An 18486-nucleotide genomic window follows, 5' to 3' on the forward strand; every position below is an offset into this window, starting at 1 on the left:
GTGCCCGTAACTGTTCTTCTGGTCGACGACGAACCCCTCGTGCGCGCGGGTCTGCGCGCCGTTCTGGAGGCCCAGCCCGACATCGAGGTCGTGGGAGAGGCCGCCGACGGTGCCGCGGTGATCCCGCTGGTGCGCCAACTGCGCCCGGACGTGGTGGCGATGGATGTACGGATGCCGCTGATGGACGGCATAGAGGCCACCCGCACGCTCCTGCGCACCTTGCCCGAGCCGCCGAAGGTGCTGGTCGTCACGACCTTCGAGAACGACGAGTACGTGTACGACGCGCTCCGCGCAGGCGCGGACGGCTTTCTGCTGAAGCGGGCCAAGCCGGCCGAGATCGTGCACGCGGTGCGGCTGGTGGCCGAGGGCGAGTCGCTGCTCTTCCCGGCCGCGGTCCGCTCGCTCGCGGCCGAGTACGGGAACAAGCGCGCCCGCGAGGCGATGGACCGGGCGGCGCTCACCGAGCGGGAGGCGTCGGTGCTGCGGCTGATGGCGCGCGGACTGTCCAACGCGGAGATCGCCGCCGAGCTCGTGGTCGGCAGCGAGACGGTGAAGTCGCATGTCAGCGCCGTTCTGGCGAAGCTGGGCGCCCGGGACCGCACCCAGGCAGTCATCGCCGCGTACGAGTCGGGATTCGTCGCTCCCCGCTGACACGTCTCATTGACTGCTCCCCTCCCTGAAGGGGAGGGGATTCCTGGCTCAGGCCGCCTCCTGGAGCGGCGCTGGCCCGCTACTGTCTCCGGCCGCCGCGCGTGGCGCTGTCGCTGCTCGGTGAGGCGGCCGTGGCGACGGGGGCGCTGCGGCCGACGCTGGACCATGTGGAGGAGGGGCTGTTCGCCGTGGAGCGGACGGTGAGGGCCCGCCGCTGAGCCCGGCGCCCCGAGGCCGGCCATGCGGACACCCCCTACGCCCGGGCGCCGCACGCGAACATCAGGAGGCTCGGCGCTCGTGGGGGTGGTGACTGATCTCCACGTTTCCGCTGTCTCCGAAGGTCAGCCGGCAGGTGTCGGCGCGGTAGGTGGCGACCGAGACGGCGGCGGTCCTGCCCTCGGCGACGTACCGGGTGGTGACGACGAGGACGGGTGCGCCGGGCAGCCGGTCGAGTTCCTTGGCGTCGTCGGCGCGTGCCGAGCCGAGCTCGACGGCGCGGTCCTGGCTGTCGAGCTCGAGTCGCTGGAGTTCACGCAGAACGCTGCGGGCGCGGGCGGGCCCGGAGGGGCTGTCGATGGCCGGCAGGTCGGGCACCGAGCCGACCGGTACGTACAGCAGCTCGGCCGCGACAGGCTGACCGTGGGTCAGCCGCAGCCTGCGCACCACGTTCACCTCTTCACCGGGCTCGATGCCGAGGAGGCGGGCCACCATCGCGGGCGGGGTGGCGCTGGTGCATCCGCCGGCCTGCCAGGTGTCACCGGGAGCGCCCGGCCAGTCGTGCTGCGAGGTGCCGACGGCCACACCGACGCGAGGCGGGGCGACGGTGGTGCCCACACCCCGGCGGCGCTGGAGCCGGCCTTCGAGCTCCAGCTGATCAAGTGCCTGGCGCAGGGTGGCGCGGGCCACACCGAAGCGGGCAGCCAGTTCGCGCTCGTTGGGCAGGATCTCGCCGACCGCGAAGTCCGAGTCGAGGGCCTCGCTGAGCACGGTCTTGAGGTGCCAGTACTTGGGCTCCGGCGCCGATTCGAGCTGCGTGGTCCCCACCCTGTCCTCCGCAATCGCAGTATCCCCGCGGCTTTTCGCGCCCTTGTTCATCAAGGGTTCCTGCACCAACCCTGCCGACCATAGGGCGGGCCCTCCCCTTGGTCAAGACCAATGCGGGGCAGCACAGGGCACCGCGGTCCTGGTGAGGACGCGGGGCCCGAAAGAAGGGAGGAGGCGGCTACCGTTCGGCGAGGGCGAGCAGTTTGTCAGGGTTGCGCACGATATAGATGCACTGAATGCGCCCGTCGGCCACGTCCAGCTGGAAGACACTGTCCGGTTTCCCTCCGGACAGGACGAACAGCGCGGGACCCCCATTGATCTCCACAAAGCGGAACTCGACATTCTCGACCCCGCGTTGCGCGGCACCGAGCAGGAAGCGGCCGACCTTGTCCGCACTCTCGATGACACGCAGCGGGGCCTTGGCCTTGCCGCCACTGTCGCCGACGAGGCGTACGTCGGGCGCGAGAAGGGAGAGCAACCCATCGAGGTCGTCGCCGGCCGCCGCGGCCAGGAAACGTTCCGTCAGGTCACGGCGTTCGGCCGGGTCGACGTCGAAGCGCGGCTTGCGCTCCTCCACATGCCGTCGCGCACGCCCCGCGAGCTGGCGCACCGCCGCCTCCGAACGCTCCAGTACGGCGGCGATGTCACCGTACGGATAGCCGAAGGCCTCCCGCAGGACGAACACCGCGCGCTCCAGCGGTGAGAGCGACTCCAGCACCACCAGCACGGCGAGCGACACCGACTCGGCGAGCACGGCCTGCTCCGCGGTGTCCGGGACGACCGTCCCGAAGTCGGTGACCAGCGGCTCCGGCAACCAGGGCCCCACGTATGCCTCACGCCACGACTGCGCCTGCCGCAGCCGGTCGATGGCCAGCCTGGTCGCGGTCCGTACCAGGAACGCACGTGGCTCCCGGACGTCCGTGCGGTCCTCGGCCGACCAACGCAGCCAGGCCTCCTGCACGATGTCCTCGGCATCGACCACCCGGCCGAGCATGCGGTAGGCCACACCGAAGAGGACGGGCCGGTGCTCTTCGAAGACATCGGTCGCGGTCTCGGTCGTCACTCCCCCATCCCACCCGAATGATCAACGGCTGTCCAGGTGGAAAAGGTGCGTAAAAGAGCACAATGTGCGGGCGGCCGCCGACGGTCGGCGGACCGGTTCTGGAGGATCCGATGCGCTACGGAGTTCTGGGTACGGGTGTGGTCGGCCGCACGCTCGGCGACAAACTCGTGGAGCTGGGCCACGAGGTGATCATGGGCTCCCAGGAGAAGGACAATCCGCGGGCGCTGGAGTGGGCCGCGGGCGCCGGACCCCGCGCGAGCACCGGGACGTTCGCCGACGCCGCCGGTTCAGGGGAGGCCGTGATCCTGGCGGTGGGCGGCCAGGTGGCACTCTCCGCTCTGCACTCGGCGGGCGAAAGGCAACTCGCAGGCAAGCTGCTCGTCGACGTGACGAATCCGCTGTCCTTCGAGGACGGCCGGCTGCGGCTGTCACCGGTCGAGTCCGACAGTGTCGGTGCACAGATCCAGCGCTACTTCCCGGAGGCCCGGGTGGTGAAGACGCTGAACACCGTCAACTGCGCGGTCATGGTCGATCCCGCGCGGGTGCCGGGCGAGCACCAGGTCTTCGTCTGCGGCGACGACCCCGCGGCGAAGGAGCAGGCGGTCGCCCTCCTCGGCGAGTTCGGCTGGCCGCCGCACCGGGTCATCGATCTGGGCGGAATCGAGGAGTCCCGCACGGTGGAGATGTGGCTGCCGCTCTGGGTGAGCCTCATGCAGCGGTTCGGTCACACCGACTTCAATCTGGAGATCCGTCGGGCGAAGTAGGCGCGCCCTGTCGGGGAACACGCCTCCGAATCAGAAGCTACCCGGCGGTAGCTGTTGCTGACAGGATGTCCAAAAGTGAATCCGGTGCCACCGTCTCCGCAGACAGGGAGCAGCAGCATGTCCGCACAGATCTCGTTCACCATCGAGTCACCCCACGGCAGCCGCACGGCGTCCATCGCCTACCGTCGCACCGGAGCGGGTGAACCGCTGCTGCTGCTCCACGGAATAGGGCACCACCGGCAGGCCTGGGACCCGGTGCTGCCCGCACTGGCCGCGGAACGCGACGTGATCGCAGTGGACCTGCCCGGCTTCGGCGAGTCGCCCTCGCTGCCCGAGAGCGTGCGGTACGACCTCACGACCATGGGGGCCACACTCGGCGCGCTGTGCGAGGCACTCGGGGTGGAGCGCCCGCATGTGGCGGGCAACTCGCTCGGCGGGCTGCTCGCTCTGGAGCTGGGCCGTGAGAAACTCGCCCGCTCCGTCACAGCCCTGTCCCCGGCCGGATTCTGGACCGAGACCGAACGCCGCTTCGCCTTCGCGACGCTGCTGGCGATGCGCCACGGTGCGAGGGCACTGCCGCTCCCCGTCATCGAGCGGCTGGCCGGCACGGCGGCCGGGCGCGCGGCACTCACCAGCACCATCTACGCCCGGCCGGGGCGTCGCTCACCGGAGGCGGTCGTCGCGGAGACCCTCGCGCTGCGGGACGCCACAGGCTTCGAGCAGACGCTCGCGGCCGGGCGAAGCGTGCTGTTCACCGACGACGTGCCCGATGTGCCGGTCACCGTGGCCTGGGGCAGCCGCGACCGGTTGCTGCTGCGCCGCCAGGGGATCCGCGCCAAGCACATCATTCCGGCCGCCCGGCTGGTCCGCCTGCCGGGCTGCGGCCATGTCCCGATGAACGACGATCCGGCCCTGGTGGCCCGCGTCATCCTCGACACCAGCCGCTGAGCCCCGCCCTTCCGGGGAGGGGCGGCGGATGCCCGGCCACGCACATCCGCCGCCCGTCAAGTCGTCGTTGTTCATCCGGGGTTCATGTGCCCGCCGTGGGGGGCCGACGGCAGGATGCACCGGGTCGTGCGGCCCGGTCCGCTGCTCGACGTCTTCGTGCTGGACATGCGGTCGTACCGCAACGCCAACTCTCCCGGCCGGCAGACCGACGACACCACGGGCATCCTCGGCGCCGAGCAGTTGGAGTGGCTCGAGCGGGAGCTGGTCCGTTCGCGCGCGGTGTGGAAGGTGATCGCCGCCGACATGCCGCTGGGCCTGGTGGTCCCGGACGGCGCGGCGAACTTCGAGGCCGTCGCACAGGACGATCCGGGCGCGCCGCTGGGCCGGAAGCTGCAGATCGCGGAACTGCTGCGGTTCATCAAGCACCGCGGGATCACCGGCACGCTGTGGCTGACGGCCGATGTGCACTACACCTCGGCCCAGCACTACGACCCGTCGCGCGCCGTCTTCAAGGACTTCGCCCCATTCCGGGAGTTCGTCTCGGGGCCGCTGGCCGCGGGCGGATTCCCGGCCAACGAGCTGGACGAGACCTTCGGCCCCGACCGGGTCTTCGTGCACGCGCCGACGAGGCCGAATGTCTCCCCGATGGAGTCCCCGCAGTGCTTCGGCAAGGTCGAGATCGACGGCGGGAGCGGCGAGCTGACCGTGCGGCTGCGGGCCGAGGGCGGCACGGTACTGTTCAGCAAGGTGCTGCAGCCGGGACACGTCGGACAGTAATCGGCCGAAAATAGCCCCAAAACCGACAGAACCACACTTAACCCATCAGTCACAAACTGTTCGCGATCACGCAACACCGTTCGGCGAGAGTGAACGTCATGACGGACGTGATGACTGCGAAGAAAACCCGCCTCCCGCACCGCCGGCGCCGGAACCTCATCGAGCTGGCTGCCGTGTTCACCGCCGTGGCGGTCGCCGACTCGATCGCGAACATGATCGCGCACGGCCCGGACGGGCTGTTCCTGCTGGTCGCCTCGGTGGTGGCGCTGGTCGCCACCGCCGCGTTCCACACCTGGTGGGCCCGGCGGCACAGCCATGCCCCGCCCGCCGACGACGGGGGTGGTACGGGCCACAGGACCACAGCGCCGCCCGCCGCGCAGGACGCCCCCGAGCGGCAGACGGCCCTGTGGCGGATGCGTACGACCGTACGGGACGAACCCGGCAGCCTGGCGGCTCTGTGCAGTGCGCTCGCCCGGCACCACGTCGACATCCTCACCCTGCAGACCCATCCGCTCGCGGACGGCACGGTGGACGAGTTCCTGCTGCGCGCCCCGCGGGAGCTGCTCGCGGCCCGGCTCACCCGGGAGATCACCGCGGCGGGCGGCAGCGACACCTGGATCGAGCGGGCGGACGCCCACGATCTGGTCGACACCCCGACGAGGCTGCTCGGCCTGGCCACCCGCACCGCTCTGGACGCCGCCGAACTCCCGCTCACGCTGCGCCAGCTGCTCGGCCGCTGCACCATCCACTCGGTGCCCGCCGTCTCGCCGACCGGCCGGCCCACCGGCGAAACGGCCCCGGTGGAGGGCGTACTGGACGGGACGGTGATGCGGTTGCGCGACCCGCGCGGCGGCGTGATCACCGTCGAGCGCCCCTGTCTTCCCTTCACGCCCAGCGAGTTCGCCCGCGCCCGTGCCCTGGTCGAGCTGGATGCCCGCCTGGGCCCGAGGGTCCCGCACAGCCAGGACGTCCTCGCCCTGGCCGAGGGCGACCCGATCACCGTGCGCAGGGCCGACCAGGACGATGTCGACGCCGCCCGAGCCATGCACGGCCGCTGCTCCGAGCGGACCCTGAAGCTCCGCTACCACGGCCCGGTGGGCGACGCCGACCGTTATCTGAACCACCTGCTCAGCCCCCGCTTCGGCCGCACCCTCGCCGTGGAGACGGCCGCGGGCCGGCTGGTGGCCCTCGGCCATCTGCTCTGGGACGGCGACGAGACCGAGGTCGCCCTGCTGGTCGAGGACGACTGGCAGCGCCGTGGCATCGGCTCCGAGCTGCTGCGACGGCTGGTGGGGCTGGCTGTCGAGGCGGGCTGCGAGAACGTCTACGCCGTCACCCAGGCCTCCAACACCGGGATGGTCGCGGTGATGCGAGGCCTGGGGCTGCCCCTCGACTACCAGATCGAGGAGGGGACGCTCGTGATCACTGCGCGGCTACGGACGGCGCCGGCACCGTCGCGTCCGCCGTACGAGCCGTACCAGCGGACGGAGCGCTGAGCGCCTCGGACAGATCGCGCCACAGGTCCTCGACGTCCTCGAGGCCCACGGACATCCGCAGCAGCCGGTCGCTGACGCCCGCCGACCGCCGGTCTCCCTCCTCCACGATGCGGTGGCTGATGGAGGCCGGATGCTGGATGAGCGTGTCGACACTGCCGAGGCTGACGGCCGGGGTGATCAGCCGCACGCCGGAGATCACCGCGTGCGGGTCGCCGTGCACCTCGAAGGCGACCATGGCGCCGCCCAGCTTCGGATAGTGGACACGGGCGACGCGCGGGTCGGCGGCCAGCCGCTGGGCCAGTTCCGCGGCGGTAGCCGACGCGGCCCGTACCCGCACGGGCAGAGTGGAGAGCCCGCGCAGCAGCAGATAGCCGGCCAGGGGGTGCAGCAACCCGCCGGTGGCGAAGCGGACCTGCCGCAGCGCACCCGCGAACTCCTTGTCACAGGCGACCACTCCGGCGATCACGTCGCCGTGCCCGCCCAGGTACTTGGTCGCACTGTGGAGCACGATCCTGGCGCCGCTCTCCACCGGCCGCTGGAGCACCGGGGTGGCGAAGGTGTTGTCGACGAGCAGCGGCACCGAACCGCAGGCATGCGCGATCGCCCGGATGTCGACCTCGGCGAGCGTCGGATTGGCCGGCGTCTCGACCATCACCAGGCCGGTGTCCGGGCGGATCGCGTCCGCGACGCCGGCCGGGTCGGTCCAGGTCACCTCGGTGCCGAGGAGACCGGCGGTGAGGAGGTGGTCGCTGCATCCGTACAACGGGCGCACGGCCACCACATGGCGAAGGCCGAGGCTCGCCCGTACCAGCAGCACCGCGCTCAGGGCCGCCATGCCGCTCGCGAAGGAGACGGCGCTCTCGGTGCCCTCGAGCCGTGCCAGGGCGGTCTCGAAGCGGGCGGTGGTGGGGTTGTCGAGCCGGGCGTAGACGGGCGACCCCTCCGGCAGCTCGCCGGTCGCGGCGAACTGGTCGATCCTGGCCGCCTCCGCCCTGCTGTCGGACGACGGGTACGTGGTGGACAGGTCGATCGGCGCCGCGTGCAGGCCCATGGCCGCGAGGTCCTCGCGTCCGGCGTGCACGGCTTCGGTGGCCAGAGCCCTGGGGGTGATGGGGGTGTCCGTATCCATATTCGAACCCTGAACGGTTACCGGTCCGTAGTGACCGACTGGCGTGTAACGTTCGGCGCATGGCCGATTCCGCCGTACTGGACGCGGTCGATCTGCACATATTGCGCCTCCTGCAGAACGACGCCCGGACCACCTATCGCGACCTCGCCGCCGAGGTCGGGGTGGCTCCCTCCACCTGCCTGGACCGGGTGGCCCGTCTGCGCCGCATCGGGGTGATACTCGGCCATCAACTGCGCGTCGACCCCGCCAAGCTCGGCCGCGGCATCGAGGCGCTGCTGTCGGTGCAGGTGAGACCGCACCGCAGGGAGCTGATCGGCCCCTTCGTGGACCGCATCCGGGCACTGCCCGAATCACGCGCGCTGTTCCATCTCACCGGGCCCGACGACTATCTGGTGCATGTGGCCGTGACAGACACCGCCGATCTCCAGCGACTGGTCCTGGACGAATTCACCTCACAACGCGAAGTGGCCAGGGTCGAAACCAGGCTCATCTTCCAGCAGTGGGACTGCGGTCCACTGCTGCCGCCCGCATCGGGCCGTTGACCGACGGATACCGATCGTCGAATAGTGGTGACGCGGGGCGCTCGCGCGTATGAGGATGTCCGCATGCCAGACACTTCCAGCACCGCACTTCCCCGTCAGGTCGCCGACGCCTACGTCGACGCGCTCATCGAACTCGACCCGGTCACCGGGACCTACCTGGGAGTCGAGGAGAGCTCCCGCCGTCTCCCCGACTTCTCACCCGCCGGACAGGAGGCCCTCGCCGGACTCGCCCGGGCCACCCTCGTCCGGCTGACCGAGGCCGAGAAGCTCCCGGGTGCGGACACCGACGAGGAGCGGCGCTGCGCCCGGCTGCTGCGCGAGCGGCTGACGGCCGAACTCGCCGTGCACGAGGCCGAGGAGGGTCTGCGTACCGTCAGCAACATCCACTCGCCCGCGCACGTGGTGCGCGAGGTGTTCACCATGACGCCCACGAAGACGGAGGAGGACTGGGCCGCGATCGCCGAGCGGCTGCGTGCCGTGCCCGCCGCTCTTGAGGGGTACCGCGCCTCGCTCGCGCTGGGTCTCGAGCGCAAGCTGTACGGCGGACCGCGCGCCACGGCCACGTTCATCGACCAGCTGACCGACTGGGCGGGCTCCGAGCGCGGCTGGTTCGAGGAGTTCGCCGCGGACGGCCCGGAGGCACTGCGCGCCGAGCTGGACACCGCCGCCCGGGGTGCCACGGAGGCCGTCACCGCGCTGCGCGACTGGATGCGCGACGTGTACGCGCCCGCGATCGAGGGCCGGCCGGACACCGTGGGCCGTGAGCGGTACGCCCGCTGGTCGCGCCACTTCAACGGCACCGACCTGGACCTGAACGAGGCCTACGCGTACGGCTGGTCCGAGTACCACCGGCTGCTCGGCGAGATGAAGACCGAGGCCGACAAGGTCCTTCCCGGCGCGGGCCCCTGGGAGGCGCTGGCCCACCTCGACGAGCACGGAACGCACATCGAGGGAGTCGACGAAGTCCGCGTCTGGCTGCAGAACCTCATGGACGAGGCGATCGAGGCGCTGGACGGCACCCACTTCGAACTCGCCGAGCGAGTACGCAAGGTGGAGTCCCACATCGCGCCGCCCGGCGGCGCGGCCGCCCCTTACTACACCGGCCCCTCCGAGGACTTCTCCCGCCCCGGCCGCACCTGGCTGCCCACCATGGGCGAGACCCGCTTCCCCGTGTACGACCTGGTGTCGACCTGGTACCACGAGGGTGTCCCCGGCCACCATCTGCAGATCGCCCAGTGGACGCATGTCGCCGACAAGCTCTCCCGCTACCAGGCGAGCGTCGGCCAGGTCAGCGCCAACTCCGAGGGCTGGGCCCTGTACGCCGAGCGGCTCATGGACGAACTGGGCTTCCTGCCGGACCCGGAGCGCCGGCTCGGCTACCTCGACGCCCAGATGATGCGCGCCTGCCGCGTCATCGTGGACATCGGCATGCACCTGGAGCTGGAGATCCCGGCGGACTCGCCGTTCCACCCTGGCGAGCACTGGACCCCTGAGCTGGCGCAGGAGTTCTTCGGCATGCACAGTGGCCGCCCCGCGGACTTCGTGGAGAGCGAGCTGACCCGCTATCTCTCGATGCCCGGCCAGGCCATCGGCTACAAGCTCGGCGAACGCGCCTGGCTCCTGGGCCGCGAGAACGCCCGCAAGGCCCACGGTGACGCCTTCGACGCCAAGGCCTGGCACATGGCTGCCCTTTCCCAGGGCTCGCTGGGCCTGGACGACCTGGTGGACGAGCTCTCGAAGCTCTGACCGGGACCGGCGGGCGCCCCTGTCCGGCGCCCGCCCCACAACGCCCTCACGGCCGGTGCCGCACCGAGGAACCGTGCCGTTCCTTGACTACCTCCAGCTGCGCCGGGATACGCCGCCGCAGATCGCCGACATGGCTGACGATTCCGACACTGCGGTCACGCTCCCGCAGTGAGTCCAGTACGTCCAGGACCTCGTCCAGCGTCTGGTCGTCCAGACTGCCGAAGCCCTCGTCGATGAAGAGTGTGTCGAGCCGGACGCCGCCCGCCTCGTCGGTGACCACATCGGCGAGGCCGAGCGCGAGGGCGAGCGAGGCGAAGAAGGTCTCCCCGCCGGAGAGAGTGGCGGTGTCCCGCTCACGCCCCGTCCAGGCGTCCACGACGTGCAGCCCGAGCCCGGAACGCCCCCGCCCGCCCCTGGCATCGGAGTGCACCAGGGTGTAACGGCCGCCGGACATCCGGTGCAGCCGTACAGTCGCCGCGGCCGCGACCTGCTCCAGCCGGGCAGCGAGGACGTACGACTCCAGCCGCATCTTGCGTTCGTTGTCCGCGGAGGTGCCCGCGGTCAGCGCCGCCAGGCGGGCCACCCGGTCGTACTCCTCGCGCAGCGGGCCGAGCCGCCGGACCTCCAGCGTGGCCTCACCCGCCAGCCGGCCCAGCTCGGCACACCGCTCGCGTGCGGCGGCCAGCGCCGCCGCCGCGGCCCGTACCGCACGCTCCGCGGCGGTGGAGGCGGCCTCGGCCTCCTCCGGACGGGCCTGCGGCCGGCGGGCGGCCGCGGCGGCGTCCCGGTCGCGGAGCCGGTCCGTGACAGCGGCCTCCTCGGCCTGGAACGCGTCGAGCCGGTGCTGGAGTTCGCGCTGCGCGGCATCGTCGAGCAGCGCCTCCGCGGCCTCCTGCGGGGTGGTGAACCCGGCCCGGAAGGCCACTTCGGAAAGCCTGCCGTCGGCGTCCTTCAGCCGATGCGCGGTGGCTTCGACGCCCCGGACCGCGTCGGCGGCCCCGGCCAGCAGCCGCACCCGCCGCTCCAGCAGCGCCGCCTGCGCGGCCACACTCTCCGACTCGCCGCGCGCTTCGGCCAGTTGAGCCTCCAGCACCTCCTGCTCGCGGTCGAGCGCCTCGCGCCGCGAGGTACGGGCGGCGGCGCGCCGCTCGGCCTGCTGCTGGGCGGCCAGCCGCTCCGCGTGCTCCCGCTCGGCACGGTCGAGCGCCGCGCGGGCGGCGTGCATACCGGCCGCCACGGCATGCGTCTCGGCGTGTTCGCGCCGCAGCCGGCCGGCCAGTTCGGCGAGGTCGGCCACCGCGGAGTCACCGGCCTCGGCACGCGCGGCGGCGAAGTCCTCCCGCAATGCGGCGAGTCGACGTTCGGCCGTACCGCGCGCCTCGTCGGCACGCTGGTGCGCGTCGAACGCCACTTCCTCCGCCGTACGGTCCACATGGCCCGCCTCGGCGGTGGCGGGCGCGGGGTGCTCCGTCGCGCCGCACACCGCGCAGGGCTCGCCGTCGCTCAGGCCGGCGGCAAGCTCCGCCCGCATGCCGCGCAGTCTGCGTTCCCTGAGGTCCAGCCATGCCTCGTGCGCGTCATTGGAGTGCTCGCGGGCGGTACGCAGCCGCTCCTCGCCCTCCGCGGCCCGCGCCGCCAGCTCGTCGCGCAGGCGGGCGGCTTCGAGTCGACGGCCGGCCGTGTCGAGCTGCCCGGCGAGCTGCTCGGCGCGAGTGGCAGCCTCGTGCGCGGCCTCGATCCGGTCCTGATGCCCGTGGCGTACGGTCTCCCAGTCGGCCAGCCAGGCCGCCGCGTCCTGGAGCAGTTCGTCATCGGCCCTGGCCTGCCGGTCCAGCGCGGCGAGCTCGGCCATGATCTCGGCGCTGCGCGGCTCGGCGTGACGCGCGGACTCCAGCGCCCCGAGGTCCTGGCGGAGCCGGCCCGCCAGATCGGCGAGCTGCTCGGCCCCCGCCTCGGCGAGCGGCCCCGGCAACTGAGCCCTGAACCGTTCACAGGCGCTGCTCGCCGCGGCGTGCTCACGCTCGGCGTCCACGCGCAGGGCGAGCGGGGAGGCGACACGGTCGGCCTTGCGGGCCCGGTCGAGCCCCTCACGCAGCCGGTCCCGTTCGGGCCGGCGCGACTCGAGGGTCTCGGCGCGGCGCCCGGTGTCCGCGTACTGCGCCTGGAGCCGGGCCAGGTTCCGCTCGTCCTCCAGGGCGCGGCGGGCGGCGGCCTGCCGGCCTTCGGCGGCCAGCAGGGCGCACTCGGCGATGTCGAGCCGCTCGCGGGCATCACCGCGTGCGACGGCGGCCCAGGCGAGGACCGCCTCGGCGAGCCCGGGGTCGCCGGGCCTTCCCTCGGGCAGCGGCCGGTCGCCGGGGCCGGCTCCGGCAGCCTGGGCCATCCGCTGCGCGACGGCGATGAGCCTCTCGTCCCCGACCCGCACCTGCTGTTCCGCGGCCCGGCGCAGCTCGGCGAGCCGGTCCTCGACGGCGGCGAACCGACGCGTGTCGAAGAGCCGGCCGAGCAGCTTGCCCCTCGCCTCGGCGTCCGCGCGCAGAAAACGCGCGAAGTCACCCTGGGGCAGCAGCACCACCTGGCAGAACTGCTCCCGGTTCATACCGATGAGCTGGGCGATCTCCTCGCCCAGCTCCTGGTGGGAGCGGCTCAGCGCCCGCCACTCGCCGCTGTGCGGGTCGTACTCGCGCAGCCAGGACTGCGCCTTCTCCGTGGTGAAACCGCTGCCGCGCTTCTTCGGCCGGTCCTGCGCCGGCCGCCGGGTGATCTCCAGCCGCCGGCCGCCGACCGTCAGCTCCAGACAAACCTCGGTGACCTCTCCCCGGGCGGCATGATCGCTGCGCAGGGTGGCGCCGGGGCTCTGCCGGGCGCCGGGCACGGCCCCGTACAGCGCGAAGCAGACCGCGTCGAGCACGGATGTCTTGCCCGCGCCCGTCGGCCCGTGCAGCAGAAAGAGCCCGGCCTCCGAGAGCGCGTCGAAGTCGACCCGCTGCTCGCCCCCGAACGGCCCGAAGGCGCTGACGCTCAGCCGGTGCAGCCTCATCGGGCCCCCTCGCGCACTGTCTCGTCGATCCGTACGTCCTCGAAGGCGCCGCGCAGCACCGTGCGCTCCCGCTCGTCGGGCCCGCCGCCGCGCACATGGGCCACGAAGTCCTCCGCGATCTGCTGATCGCTGCGCCCCCGGAGGCGCTGCGCGTACGAGACGAGCGGATCCTCGTCGCGCCTCTCCGGGTCGAAGACCAGGCTCAGGGTGTGCGGAAAGCGTGCCGCGATCCGCGCCATGGCGTCGGCAGGCCGCACCGGGTCGGTGAGCGTCGCCTCCACCCACGCCTCCTCGTGCGCCGCCAGTGCCGGGTCCTCCAGCAGTGCCTCCAGAGGCCCCCGGATACGGGCCAGCGGACGCGGCACCGGGCAGGCCAGGCGTTCCGCCGTGATCTCGCCCGACGGACCGAGGTCGACCAGCCACATGGTCTTGCGGTGGCGGGTCTCGGAGAACGAGTACGCGAGGGGGGAGCCCGAGTAACGCACACGCTCGGTGAGCGTCTGGCAACCGTGCAGATGGCCGAGCGCCACATAGTCCACGCCGTCGAAGACCCCCGCCGGGACCGCGGCCACACCGCCGAGGGTGATGTCGCGCTCGCTGTCGCTGGGTTCGCCCCCCGCCACGAAGGCATGCGCGAGGACGACCGACCGCGTACCGGCCGGCCGGCCCGCCAGATCGGCCCGTACCCGGTCCATGGCGGCGCTCAGCACCGCCTCGTGCCCGGCCTTCTCCGCCCCCAACGCGTCGCGCACCAGGGCGGGTTCGAGATACGGCAGCCCGTAGAACGCGACCTCGCCGTGGGCGTCGCGGAGCACCATCGGCGTCCCGCACCCGGCCGGATCGGTACGCAGATGTATCCCCGCACGCTCGATCAGTCCGGCCCCCACCCCGAGCCTGCGCGCCGAGTCATGGTTCCCGGAGATCATGACTGTCGGCACCCCGGCTTCGGCGAGCCCGTGAATGGCCCGGTCGAAGAGCTCGACGGCGGCGAGCGGCGGCACGGCCCGGTCGTACACGTCCCCCGCGACCAGCACCGCGTCCACGTCGTGCTCACGCACCGCAGTCACCAGGTGATCGAGGAAGACGGCCTGGGCTTCGAGCAGGCTCACTCTGTGGAACGAACGTCCCAGATGCCAGTCCGAGGTGTGCAGAAGCCTCAAGAGACCGCTCCGACCTGCATGTTTCCCTACCTCCGCCCCTGAGACCAGCACCGAATCAGCCCGGGACCCGACTGTCGGCACCCACCACGCTAGCGCCAGTGACCACGTGATCCCCCACAGACCTCGGATCTCGACCCCTCCGTTCACGGGACGGCACCAGGGAACGGAGCCGACGCTCCGAGGGATGCTCCACGCAGTGGTACGCGACGGCCGCGAGAGCCAGGCTGACCGCGAGGACGAGCAGCCACACCATGGCCGTCGCCCAGCCGGACCCAGGACGGCCGTACACACCGACGTACGCGCGGATGACGATCACGTGGGTCAGGTAACCAGACGAACGACCAGTGCCCGAGCGGCACGGCCCACGCCCCGCCGAGGCCGGTGCGCCGGCCGGTCAGGTCCCGCCTGGGCAGCCGCCACCAGCAGCGCGCGGAGGGGCGTCGAGAACAGCTGGGACGCGCTGTACGGGCCGTACCGCACGCCGTCCGGGACGTCCTCGGACCACGGGACCAGAGCGAGGTGCCAGAGAGCGAGGTGCCAGAGGACGACGAGCACGGCAGCCGTCGGCAGTCCCACGGGCGGCCGCCACCCCCACGGTCAGCGCGGGCAGCCGGTCCCGCCCCGTCACCTCGGGCGTCACCCGTACGCTTCCCCGCCCAGCTCCAGCCCCGCCGTGCCGGCGGTGGTGTCGGCGAGCCAGGCCCGGAAGGAATCGACGTCCGCCTCGGGCAGACCCAGCTCGATGGTCACGGCCTCGGCGCCGTACCGCACCTCGCGCACCGCGCGCCCAGTGGCCCGCAACTCGTTCTCCAGCTTCCCCGCACGCTGGAAGTCGACGGTGACGGTGGCCAGCCGGAACCGCTGCCTGGTGATCGTGCCGAGCGCGTCGAGCGCCTCGCCGACCACTCCCCCGTACGCCCGGATCAGGCCGCCCGCGCCGAGCTTCACCCCGCCGTAGTAGCGGGTGACGACGGCCACGACATAGCGCACCTCGCGGCGCATCAGCATCTGCAGCATCGGCACTCCGGCCGTACCGCCCGGTTCGCCGTCGTCGCTCGCCTTCTGCACGGATGCGTCCGCGCCGATGACGTACGCGAAGCAGTTGTGGGTCGCCGTCGGATGCTCCTTGCGGATCCGGGCGATGAAGGCCTGCGCCTCCTGTTCGGTGGCGGCGGGGGCGAGCGCGCAGATGAACCGCGATCGGTTGATCTCGGTCTCGTGCACGCCCTCGCGGGCGAGGGTCCGGTACTGCTCCTGCATCCCGCCACCCTATGCGGCGCCCGGCGCCGCCCGTACATCGCCCATGCCCGCCCGGCGCGACGGTGAGCCACCTCGCCCTTACCGGCCGAACAGCTCCGTGATCGTCCGGCGGTCCGCTCCCGGCATGCGCTCGCGGCGCGGGGCACCCACTCACGCCTCGTAGGTCTTCTTCCAGCGCACCCGGTGCCGTCCGTCCCCCTGGCCCTCGCCGTTGACACCCATGAGCGAAGTGATGGTCGTCCCGTTGTTCCACAGGCCGAGGTGGTCCCGGTGCAGTGCCACGATGTCGTTTTCCAGGGCGAAGGTCTCGGACGGGCGGGTGAACCGGGTGGTGGTCACGAAGATGGCGACGTCCGCCTTGAAGTGCACCTTTGCTCCGAGGAGATCACGCACTTCGCGGCTGGCGATGCTGCTGCTCGGCGCGTACCGCTTGCACTGGACCACCATGGCCCTGCCGTCCGGCAGACGCCCGAGCACATCGGCGCCGTTGTCACCGGCCCCACCCACGCGGCGTACCTCGGTGCAGCCGTCGCGGCGGCAGAGGCCCGCGACCAGTTCCTCGAACTCCGTACCGGACATCGCGTCGACTTCCGCGAGTGTGCGGTGCCCCGCCTTGACCGCCTCCGCTTCCCGCCAGCTGCGGTCGCGGCGGCGCAGCAGACGGTCCGTGCGCCACAGCCACCCGGCCAGGACGCCGAGGGAGCAGATGAGGAGCGTTCCGACGACGTACGCCCAGATCGCGGACCAGACCACCACGAGGAGTATCAGCAGCAGCAGGCCGCCGCCCGCCAGCGCGGTCTTCAGCCGCGCATCCCTGCGCCTGAGTACGGCTGAGCGGCGTCCTCTGCGAGCGGCCATGCGCGACTCCCCCTCTGTCGGCTTCCGAGAAGCAGTGTGAACAGCGCATGGGGTGCTGGAAAGAGTGCCTGTCGGCCAAGGCGCAATCCAGGCCCGAAAGAGTGCCGCATCCGTTCAGTACCCGGCGAGCCGGCCCATCGGCATCAGGCTCCCACGGCGCATCCTGCCGCCGGGAATCCAGCGCGGCCGATGCCCGTTCTCCTCCAGGGAACATCCACGACACCGGAGGCAGAGCGTGCACAGCGAGACGGACACCGTCCGCAGGATCCTCAACGAGCACGGCGACACATGGGCGATCGTCGGCCTGTCATCGAACGAGCAGCGGGCGGCCTATGGGGTCGCAGCGGTCCTGCAGCGCTACGGGAAGCGCATCGTTCCCGTGCACCCGAAGGCGGAGACCGTCCACGGGGAACAGGGCTATCCGTCCCTCGATGACATTCCCTTCCACGTCGACGTTGTGGACGTCTTCGTGAACAGCGAGCTCGCCGGCGCGGTCGCCGATCAAGCCGTCGCCAAGGGCGCCAAGGCTGTCTGGTTCCAGCTCGGCGTTGTCGATGACGCCGCGTACGAGCGCACCCGCGCCGCGGGGCTCGACATGGTCATGGACCAGTGCCCGGCGATTGAACTTAATTCCCTACGTTAGCGGGTCGTGGGGTTCACGTAATCGACGTTCCTGCCAGGTTCCATGAGCGCGGCGTCGGATAGACCCGGGCGGCCACATCTGGTCCGCCTCGCACACGGAGAGCAACACCCTTAACACTCGGTGGGGCCTGGTGAGGTGGGCTGGATCTCCCGGGCACCGTGCCTCACGCCCGGCCGTCGGGAACCAGGAGGCACGCCAGTCCCTGGCGAAAGTCCCCGCCTCGATGTCCCCGGGACGGTCCATGTCAGTGGCGGCTCTTACACTCCGCTTATGCGACAGGCAAAGGTGATGCTCACCCGGGCCGTGTCCCTCCGGGTCACCAAGGCCCACGGGCTCCGGCGTCGCCTGCGAGGTCGACCGCCGATCCAGTAGAACACCGGCGTCACGCGCCGGCAACGCATCAAGGAGGTGGGGCGGTCTCCGCTGCGGAGGTCGGAGAACGGCCCCACTGCTGTCCAAGTGAACAGGGGGAACAGAGCTGTGCCTTCCACTACTGGGTTAACCGACCAGCGCGAGCAGTGGATCCAGAAGATCTACACGGGCATTGCCGCCACCGTTGGTCACCACCCGGTACTCGATCCGGCGCGGATCGTCGGCGAGCCGAGCGATCTGGATCTGCAGCGTGCCCTTCTGATCCTGCGGATCGCCGTCCTGGACGCGCGCGGCTGGTCCACCGCACACATAACCGGCCTACTGGCAGAGCACCCGGTGTTCGCCGATCCCAAGCCTGAAACGGATCAGCTCGCCAACTTGGTCAAGCGTGTCCGCTGGCGCGTGGAGCGCGACGGACTCACCGATTCCGTCCTGCTGTTCGGCCTCGGCCTGCGCGCCGAGGATCCGGAGAGCACGTATGCCCTTCTCCTGGACCACTGGTCCCGTCGGCGTGCCCACGCAGCCACCGCCGCCCAGGTGGCCAGGGAACTGACCCGCCACTGGGGTTCGGAGGCTCCTCGCGCCGGACAGGATCTGGCGCCGCACTCACTCGCACCTCTGGAAGCGTACTCCGCCACCATCTGGTCCCGCCTGAAAGAGGAGCCCGACGCACGCGTCCAGCATGCCGCGTCACTCGCCCTGCTCAACAGAGGCAACAAGGCCCAAGACCTTTGGATGAAGCGGTTTCCCGCGCGCGAAGCCAGGCATCTGCGGGAACTCGGCGCCCAGGCGGCTTGCTGCGTTGCGGCGTCTGCCCCGCGCGCAGGTCGAGCACTTCTCCTCGGGCCGCCACATCACCGCATCGTCCCACCGTGACCTCGAAGGCGGGGTCGTAGCGCTGTCAGCCGACCCACCGGTCGCGCTCTCCGGTTTCTCCAGGGGCAACAGAAGGGACCGACAATCCGGCGACACGCAGGGGACGCACACCAGAAC

The 18486-nt window shown here is 71.5% G+C and carries 16 protein-coding genes and 2 pseudogenes; 10 read left to right on the forward strand and 8 right to left on the reverse strand.

Annotated elements, in window-relative coordinates:
• Together ABD858_RS03995 and ABD858_RS04000 are read left to right on the forward strand one after the other, a co-directional pair.
• Entirely contained in the window at positions 1 to 651 is a 651-nt protein-coding gene (locus ABD858_RS03995; RefSeq protein WP_345034611.1) for a response regulator transcription factor, read from the forward strand.
• A 68-nt stretch (positions 652 to 719) separates the two neighbouring features.
• A pseudogene (locus tag ABD858_RS04000) lies at positions 720 to 869 on the forward strand (transcriptional regulator); the annotation flags it as partial.
• Positions 870 to 930: 61 nt separating this feature from the next.
• Here ABD858_RS04000 and ABD858_RS04005 read toward each other — a convergent pair.
• Positions 931 to 1695: a GntR family transcriptional regulator gene (locus ABD858_RS04005; protein ID WP_345034612.1), complete on the reverse strand. Its 765-nt coding sequence runs from the start codon at positions 1693 to 1695 to the stop codon at positions 931 to 933.
• A 178-nt stretch (positions 1696 to 1873) separates the two neighbouring features.
• Positions 1874 to 2758: an RNA polymerase sigma-70 factor gene (locus tag ABD858_RS04010; protein WP_345034613.1), complete on the reverse strand. Its 885-nt coding sequence runs from the start codon at positions 2756 to 2758 to the stop codon at positions 1874 to 1876.
• A 110-nt stretch (positions 2759 to 2868) separates the two neighbouring features.
• Between ABD858_RS04010 and ABD858_RS04015 the strand changes: the two genes are divergently transcribed.
• From ABD858_RS04015 to ABD858_RS04030, 4 genes and pseudogenes are all read left to right on the forward strand, one after another.
• Complete coding sequence (locus ABD858_RS04015; RefSeq protein ID WP_345034614.1) at positions 2869 to 3522, forward strand: NADPH-dependent F420 reductase; 654 nt, start codon at positions 2869 to 2871, stop codon at positions 3520 to 3522.
• A gap of 117 nt (positions 3523 to 3639) precedes the next feature.
• Positions 3640 to 4470 (forward strand): alpha/beta fold hydrolase, encoded by an 831-nt coding sequence (locus tag ABD858_RS04020; protein WP_345034615.1) that lies wholly within the window; start codon positions 3640 to 3642, stop codon positions 4468 to 4470.
• Positions 4471 to 4563: 93 nt separating this feature from the next.
• Positions 4564 to 5247, forward strand: a pseudogene (locus ABD858_RS04025) (alkaline phosphatase D family protein); the annotation flags it as partial.
• A 98-nt stretch (positions 5248 to 5345) separates the two neighbouring features.
• Positions 5346 to 6743, forward strand: coding sequence for a GNAT family N-acetyltransferase (locus ABD858_RS04030; protein ID WP_345034617.1), 1398 nt, complete (start codon positions 5346 to 5348; stop codon positions 6741 to 6743).
• Here ABD858_RS04030 and ABD858_RS04035 read toward each other — a convergent pair.
• The gene (locus ABD858_RS04035; RefSeq protein WP_345034618.1) at positions 6670 to 7872 is read right to left on the reverse strand and encodes a trans-sulfuration enzyme family protein; all 1203 of its coding nucleotides are present in this window, start codon (positions 7870 to 7872) and stop codon (positions 6670 to 6672) included. The two genes, ABD858_RS04030 and ABD858_RS04035, sit on opposite strands and share 74 nt — an antisense overlap.
• Positions 7873 to 7931: 59 nt before the next feature.
• Here ABD858_RS04035 and ABD858_RS04040 point away from each other — a divergent pair, with 59 nt between their 5' ends.
• Positions 7932 to 8414, forward strand: coding sequence for an Lrp/AsnC family transcriptional regulator (locus ABD858_RS04040; RefSeq protein ID WP_345034619.1), 483 nt, complete (start codon positions 7932 to 7934; stop codon positions 8412 to 8414).
• A gap of 63 nt (positions 8415 to 8477) precedes the next feature.
• Complete coding sequence (locus ABD858_RS04045; RefSeq protein ID WP_345034620.1) at positions 8478 to 10160, forward strand: DUF885 domain-containing protein; 1683 nt, start codon at positions 8478 to 8480, stop codon at positions 10158 to 10160.
• Positions 10161 to 10206: 46 nt separating this feature from the next.
• Here ABD858_RS04045 and ABD858_RS04050 read toward each other — a convergent pair whose 3' ends face one another.
• From ABD858_RS04050 to ABD858_RS04070, 5 genes are all read right to left on the reverse strand, one after another.
• Complete coding sequence (locus tag ABD858_RS04050) at positions 10207 to 13200, reverse strand: AAA family ATPase (RefSeq protein ID WP_345034622.1); 2994 nt, start codon at positions 13198 to 13200, stop codon at positions 10207 to 10209.
• A complete protein-coding gene (locus tag ABD858_RS04055) occupies positions 13197 to 14360 on the reverse strand; it encodes an exonuclease SbcCD subunit D (protein WP_345034624.1) in 1164 nt (387 codons plus the stop codon). Before ABD858_RS04055 ends, ABD858_RS04050 begins: the two co-directional genes overlap by 4 nt.
• A 321-nt stretch (positions 14361 to 14681) precedes the next feature.
• Entirely contained in the window at positions 14682 to 14936 is a 255-nt protein-coding gene (locus tag ABD858_RS04060) for a hypothetical protein (RefSeq protein WP_345034625.1), read from the reverse strand.
• A gap of 60 nt (positions 14937 to 14996) precedes the next feature.
• A complete protein-coding gene (locus ABD858_RS04065; RefSeq protein WP_345034626.1) occupies positions 14997 to 15620 on the reverse strand; it encodes a YigZ family protein in 624 nt (207 codons plus the stop codon).
• 150 nt (positions 15621 to 15770) lie between these two features.
• Positions 15771 to 16478 carry a restriction endonuclease gene (locus ABD858_RS04070; RefSeq protein ID WP_345034628.1) on the reverse strand — a complete coding sequence of 236 codons (708 nt, stop codon included), beginning with the start codon at positions 16476 to 16478 and terminating at the stop codon, positions 15771 to 15773.
• Positions 16479 to 16713: 235 nt separating this feature from the next.
• Between ABD858_RS04070 and ABD858_RS04075 the strand changes: the two genes are divergently transcribed.
• Both ABD858_RS04075 and ABD858_RS04080 read left to right on the forward strand, forming a co-directional pair.
• Positions 16714 to 17121 carry a CoA-binding protein gene (locus tag ABD858_RS04075; protein ID WP_345034629.1) on the forward strand — a complete coding sequence of 136 codons (408 nt, stop codon included), beginning with the start codon at positions 16714 to 16716 and terminating at the stop codon, positions 17119 to 17121.
• Positions 17122 to 17601: 480 nt separating this feature from the next.
• Positions 17602 to 18369: a hypothetical protein gene (locus ABD858_RS04080; protein ID WP_345034631.1), complete on the forward strand. Its 768-nt coding sequence runs from the start codon at positions 17602 to 17604 to the stop codon at positions 18367 to 18369.
• Positions 18370 to 18486 lie beyond the last annotated feature (117 nt).

The organism is Streptomyces sannanensis, assembly GCF_039536205.1.
In the GTDB taxonomy this organism is placed as follows: domain Bacteria; phylum Actinomycetota; class Actinomycetes; order Streptomycetales; family Streptomycetaceae; genus Streptomyces; species Streptomyces sannanensis.

Coding starts and splice junctions, on each gene's coding strand:
- ABD858_RS04015 (WP_345034614.1), top strand. CDS start 2,869: ATGCGCTACGGAGTTCTGGGTACGGGTGTGGTCGGCCGCACGCTCGGC.
- ABD858_RS04020 (WP_345034615.1), top strand. CDS start 3,640: ATGTCCGCACAGATCTCGTTCACCATCGAGTCACCCCACGGCAGCCGC.
- ABD858_RS04030 (WP_345034617.1), top strand. CDS start 5,346: ATGACGGACGTGATGACTGCGAAGAAAACCCGCCTCCCGCACCGCCGG.
- ABD858_RS04035 (WP_345034618.1), bottom strand. CDS start 7,872: ATGGATACGGACACCCCCATCACCCCCAGGGCTCTGGCCACCGAAGCC.
- ABD858_RS04040 (WP_345034619.1), top strand. CDS start 7,932: ATGGCCGATTCCGCCGTACTGGACGCGGTCGATCTGCACATATTGCGC.
- ABD858_RS04045 (WP_345034620.1), top strand. CDS start 8,478: ATGCCAGACACTTCCAGCACCGCACTTCCCCGTCAGGTCGCCGACGCC.
- ABD858_RS04050 (WP_345034622.1), bottom strand. CDS start 13,200: ATGAGGCTGCACCGGCTGAGCGTCAGCGCCTTCGGGCCGTTCGGGGGC.
- ABD858_RS04065 (WP_345034626.1), bottom strand. CDS start 15,620: ATGCAGGAGCAGTACCGGACCCTCGCCCGCGAGGGCGTGCACGAGACC.
- ABD858_RS04070 (WP_345034628.1), bottom strand. CDS start 16,478: ATGGCCGCTCGCAGAGGACGCCGCTCAGCCGTACTCAGGCGCAGGGAT.